The sequence below is a fragment of the methanotrophic endosymbiont of Bathymodiolus puteoserpentis (Logatchev) genome, assembly GCF_900128525.1.
Classification (GTDB): Bacteria; Pseudomonadota; Gammaproteobacteria; order Methylococcales; family Methylomonadaceae; genus Methyloprofundus.
Map to the genome: position 1 here is coordinate 1 of NZ_FQTQ01000100.1, position 5,626 is coordinate 5,626.

Here is a 5,626-nt window from a genome sequence, read left to right on the forward strand (position 1 = left end):
TAAGCTTAATAATCGACCTAAAAAATGTCTGAACTACAAAACACCTTATGAAGCTTTTGAAGAGCTAACTGGGGTAGATATAAAAAATTTACTGGGTTATGCACTTATGACTTGAATTCAGGTAACATCTATGTCTCCTCAAAAAGTATTTATTTAATAAAAGCAATCTATGTGCCATTAATGATATTTTTTATGTAACTGATTGTATGTTAAGTTGTTTTTGAGGATGGTATTTATATAATAAGATAATGTGGCTATGGGAAATGTCCCGATTAGGCGACAGGTATGTAAATTGAGGACTTAGTCATTTGTTTTTAGGCTGTAATAATCTCCTATTGGTATAGCATGCGCTAAAATTAGGAGAATAGAGTGTGTGAAGTTGAAATTGAAGTGGGTGGGGGGAGCATTCAATTCCGTACAGCATGTAGATTAATGCTTGGCGGCAGGTGCCTTAAGTATTTATGGGGTAGGATGGAGCTTAGGAGTATATTTATTTTTTATGGGAAATTGTCTGTGATTTTGTCGTTTTTTTATGACAAAGCATGTTTTTAATAAGGTAATTCTTTGTGATTGAGATGTGGTTTTTTTATTTTGAGTTGATTGTCTATGCGAATCTACAGGTAGTAGCTAATTGGGTTTAGATTTGAGTTATTGCAGCCTTAAAATAGGCTGCAATAAAGAGACATGTCGCTATTGAGTGACATTTCAATTGTTGGTACTATGATCTAAGGTCTGAGCCCTCATAACCACCAAGAACACGACTGCATAAAGTGCGACAAATATTGACCAAAACTTTATTGGCAAGTTCGCTTTCAAACTTTAATAACCGAGACATAGAGGCTTCATCCAAGCTTAAGACGCGCACATCTTCAGTTGCTGCAATGATGCTTGCTGAGCGTGGCATATGTAAGAAAAATGCAATTTCGCCAATCATGTCGCCAGGCGTAACAATAGCGATTAATTTATCTCCCCGACGTACGTCAATTGCGCCAGAAAGTAACACAAAAATTGTTTTTGCCGAATTATGATGATCAATAATATGATCACCTAAGGAGCACTCTATAATGTGGCTTTTTTCGATAACTCTTTGGACTTCATCTTCGCTTAAATGATCAAAAATTTTAGGTATTGGGTTATCTAAGAGTTTAGGATTGGCATAAATTTGTTTTAGAAAATCAGTTGGATTACTTGTCGCTTGGCTAATGACGTTAACACCATGGCCAATTTTTTCTAATATTTGTTCCGTATGAAGGCAATGATTAAAGTCATCTTCTTTTGTTAGCATACTAAAAGGAGAGCCAACGCGTTTAAGATGTTCATAATCTCCAGTCACCAGCACCATTGGGATAACTAAGCCGATCCCAGGGTATGAGTATGATTCAGCAAAAGGACGAAAGCCAAGCTTAAGATAGGAATTGAGATGGTGAGGCTCGCAGTCTAATAGCACCACTTCTACTTGTTGGTCAAGGACGAAATGCATTACTTCCTTATACATGCGTAAGGTTGTGGTTGATCCTCGATGCTTTTCCGTTACCATTAGACGCTCAACAATACAAATTTTCTTTTCATCCAGAAAATCTAAAAAACGAGATAAATGGTAAGCTTCAATTAAAGAAGGCGGAAATGGAGCGTCACCTCCCCAGAATAATCTAAGCGTACCTATTGGCTCGCCATTCTTAATAGCAATGACCGCTCTGGCTATTTTATCGTAATCATCTTTTAATTCTTTAAGTTCATGATTACCTTTATCTTTGAGTCTACCCATCCCTTTCACGTAGACGCTATAACGCATTTGGTATGAAGCGCGAAGCTCCTCTTCGGTTTGAGTAAATCTAATGCCGTCTTTCATAATTATCGCCTAGCTTAGTTAGGGTATAGTGATTTGTATTGAACTCAGCTAATAAATAAATATCTAGCACCATTGGCAATGGTGCTAGGTGACTGAGTCGTTCTTTTTTTATATTTAGAACATTTTAGCAATAAGAAGAGAAATAAGGAATGAGCAAGAATTGATTAAGCATATTAATTGATATACCCTAAAAAAGGGGTTACCTGAATTCAGGTAACGAGAAACTATGATTTTTGAATTAGACTGCCTATGAAGAAAAACGAATTGGGTTAATATGGCTTTATAATTTATTACTGTCCTAAGTGAGCTCTGACGTATGTTGTGAATTTAATTTTTGCAAAAGAAATTGGCGCGTATTCCTCATATGAATAGAAAATTCTTTGCAAGGTTCTGTCATGTCTATTGCACAATCATGTCGGCTTAATAAAAATAAAGTACTCATTATATTTTCCCCGGCTGGCGAAAAGGGTCGTAATATAACTCGTCCAAGGTTCAGTATAAAGCTAGGGATTACTATGTTGATAATTTTTCTCTCAAGTACATTGGCATAAATATCTGATACATCATGCCATGATAGAGTCTCTGGCCCACCTAATTCAATAATACGATGTTTTGCTGATGGCACTGTCAATGCTTTAACCATAAAAGCCGCCACATCATTAATGCAAATAAACGATTGCTTAACTTTTCCACTGCCAGGGAGTAAAGCAATGCCGCGATTTTCAAGTAGTCCAAACGTTAATTTAGAATACAGTTTTGTTAGCCAAAAACCGCGTAACAGCGTGGGATGTAAAACGCCATCCATTGCCAAGCGGCTACCCATGACGGCATAATAAATGTCCATAAACGCAGCAGCTCTGAAAATGGTATAAGGGATACCTGAGTCTACAATAAGCTTCTCAATCTGTCTTTTCACTCGAAATTCAGGCACTAGCTGATCAAAAGGTGACGAGAATGCAGAGATATAAATCAAATGCTCAACTTTATGGTGCTGGCATGCTTTAATTAAATGTTGATAATTCTCCACTTCATTTATGCCAAATTTATCACCATGACGCGGAATAATTGAGCTTGCAGTTGCTATTACTTGCTTAATCCCAACGCAAGCCTTCTCAACGCTAGCTGCATCCGCTAGGTCACCTTGAGCAACTTGCAAGTAATCAGAACTTGGGGGGCTGAATTTTGACGAGGGTCTGACAAAGGCAATGCATTCCTGCTTAGCTTCTAATAGCTGATTAAGCACAACCGAACCCAATTGACCGCTTGCTCCAATAACTAAAACTTTATTCATTATCCTACCCATATATATCCGAAGTACTATAAAATAATAAAAATTAGGCGACTGATAAATTCACCATAACGAATAGGGTACATTTAACCCTATAATTGTAAATATTACTACAATATATTACTTGAATGAGGTTGAAAAAAAACTATGAACAAGATCCCACGCGAACACCTTGTTAAGCTGATAGAGGCAGGTATTCAAGCCCCATCTGCTGATAATGGGCAGCCATGGAAATTTAAGCTATTAGAAGATGGTTTTGAGCTATGGCTTGATCAAGATAATATGGGGCTATTTTTTGATGTTAAGCAGGTGGCAACTCAAATAAGTTGTGGGGCACTAATAGAGAATGTGGTTACTTTAGCTAATGCATTGGGGCTAGCTACACATATCCGTTATTTGAATGATTCATCGGATAAGTTTGCTGTTCTGACTTTTAAGTATTTGGGGGGGCAAGAAAAAGTGGATATAGATGATGCTAATCAAACTATCTTTGGTCGCTGTACGGATAGGAGCTTATTTCAATTTAAGAAGAAAATCCCTGATACGCTGATGGCTGAATTGGCGAGTCTTGTGCAATCTGATGAGTATTGTTTGCATACCTATAAGTCACCTAAAGAAAGAAAAACTATCATCCAGACGGTAACTGCAACAGATACTATTCGGTTTATTCATGAGCGGATACATAATGATTTTTACAAAGTATTACGTTTTGGCAAGACTGCAGAGCAAACAAGAGATGGTCTTGCAAGTGCTACCTTAGGTATAGAGTCATTTATGATTCCTATATTACAGCTACTTAGGCCATGGAAATTAGCTAAATTACTCAATTACATTGGGTTGCATCATGTTATGGCTTTTAGGGGGACGTGGTTGCCAATGAAATCAGCACCTGAAATCGTATCGATAATTCATAAGGGAAAGGCAGATTATGTGGGGTCGGGGCGAGTTATGCAGCGTTTCTGGCTGCAAGCTAATAAGGCAGGGCTTAGTGTTCAGCCTTTGGGGGCTTTGCCCTTATTTCTGGCTCGATTGCATCAGCTTCAAGGTGAAGGTTTTACGCCTGAGCAGCTTAAAAATTTTGTAGCGCTAGAAGAGGAGTTTGCAGATATTACACGTGGCTTTAATAAAGGCGATGATCAGCTTGTTATGCTATTTCGGTTAGGGTATGGAAAAAAACAGGTTATAAGATCGTATCGACGAGATATTGAATCTTTTTTAAAAAGCTTATAACTTTTGCAAAGAACTCAATAAAGGCACATAAAAAAGCCCTAGTTAGATGGACTCTAATCTAGGGCTAAAAAATAAGTCATTAAAAAGACAGGCTATTATGACCTACGATTACGTGCTGAATTGGCACCAAACATTAGCATAGCGATGCCCATTAAAGCAAGTGTATGAGGCTCTGGGACAGTAGTTTTAAAGAAGACAGTACTATTGGTGTTCACTAGCCAGCCGTTAGAGCCTGCACCAAAAGCACTTGCATTCCCAACAAGGTCATGATTAAAGCCAGAAGTATCTGAAAAAACACCATCTGCTTCAATTGGTAATCCACCTGCATTAGATATAAGTGATAATCCAGATGTACCAGCAGCCTGTTGGTTGCTGCCGTACCCAGAAGCTAATTGTGATATATCCGTTCCAACGGTAGCAGTCCAAAAATCATTCCCTAGTATGCCAAATTCAGCAACTGGATTTAGTCCTCGTACAGTGTTAATGGCGGTGTTAGCTTGAACACCAAAACCGAAGATATCCAAAGTATCAGGGTTAACTTCGTATAGTTCAACCAAAACATTACTATTTGATAGAATATTTGCGCCAGAAAAAGTAAGTGTTTGTGCAACTACTGATCCACCTAAAACTACATCCGTTATTGTATCAACTTTTATCTCTGAATAGCCGTATAATCCGATTGGATGAGCGAGGGAAGATAGGTTTTGAGAATTTATTGTATTTCCTGCACCATCTAGCCAATCAAGCGAATCAAATTTAAGAGCTGCCTGGAAAACATCGCCTATCTGCCATGTGCCTGATGTTATAAGGTCATAATTAGTGCCATTGTATGTTACATCACCAGCTCCATTAGATACCCTTAAGATACGGTCACGATCGCTATCTTGCAAGCCATTGATGCCGCCAGTTTGAAGTAGACCATTTACCTCAGCAGGTGCCGCCGTTACAATCGGTGCGCTAAAAACTATTCCTGCAAAGACTATAGCATTCAACGTTTTTTTAGCTAAATTTTTCATTATTTATTCCTCAACTTAAAGTATAAAAAGTCAATATTTAAACTCAATACTGACAAAGTGAAATTTTTATTATTTCAGTTTAGGTGAAGCAGTTATCGTGCCATTTTTTTTTATCTTTATCTGAAGTTTCCCAATAATTATTTATGGTAAAATTGAAACCATGCCGCAACTATATGAAAAAAACAGTCTTTTCATTCGTTTCAAATGCTTTCGCCTAATGGGAATTAAATAGGGGTTTGCTAT

4 protein-coding genes and 1 pseudogene are annotated in these 5,626 nt (G+C 37.7%); 2 read left to right on the forward strand and 3 right to left on the reverse strand.

The annotated features are described in order from the left end of the window. Positions 1-115: pseudogene (locus BQ7314_RS16085) on the forward strand (IS30 family transposase); the annotation flags it as partial. A gap of 603 nt (positions 116-718) precedes the next feature. Here the strand turns inward: BQ7314_RS16085 and BQ7314_RS08500 are convergent. Then, positions 719-1,849 (reverse strand): cyclic nucleotide-binding domain-containing protein, encoded by a 1,131-nt coding sequence (locus BQ7314_RS08500; protein WP_174483277.1) that lies wholly within the window; start codon positions 1,847-1,849, stop codon positions 719-721. 298 nt (positions 1,850-2,147) lie between these two features. Further along, a complete protein-coding gene (locus BQ7314_RS08505) occupies positions 2,148-3,140 on the reverse strand; it encodes an SDR family oxidoreductase (RefSeq protein ID WP_174483278.1) in 993 nt (330 codons plus the stop codon). 144 nt (positions 3,141-3,284) lie between these two features. On the opposite strand from BQ7314_RS08505, the gene BQ7314_RS08510 reads away from it, so the two are divergent. Then, a complete protein-coding gene (locus BQ7314_RS08510) occupies positions 3,285-4,367 on the forward strand; it encodes a nitroreductase family protein (RefSeq protein ID WP_174483279.1) in 1,083 nt (360 codons plus the stop codon). 95 nt (positions 4,368-4,462) lie between these two features. Here the strand turns inward: BQ7314_RS08510 and BQ7314_RS08515 are convergent, their stop codons facing one another. After that, complete coding sequence (locus BQ7314_RS08515) at positions 4,463-5,383, reverse strand: PEP-CTERM sorting domain-containing protein (RefSeq protein ID WP_174483280.1); 921 nt, start codon at positions 5,381-5,383, stop codon at positions 4,463-4,465. Between the last annotated feature and the right edge of the window lie 243 nt (positions 5,384-5,626).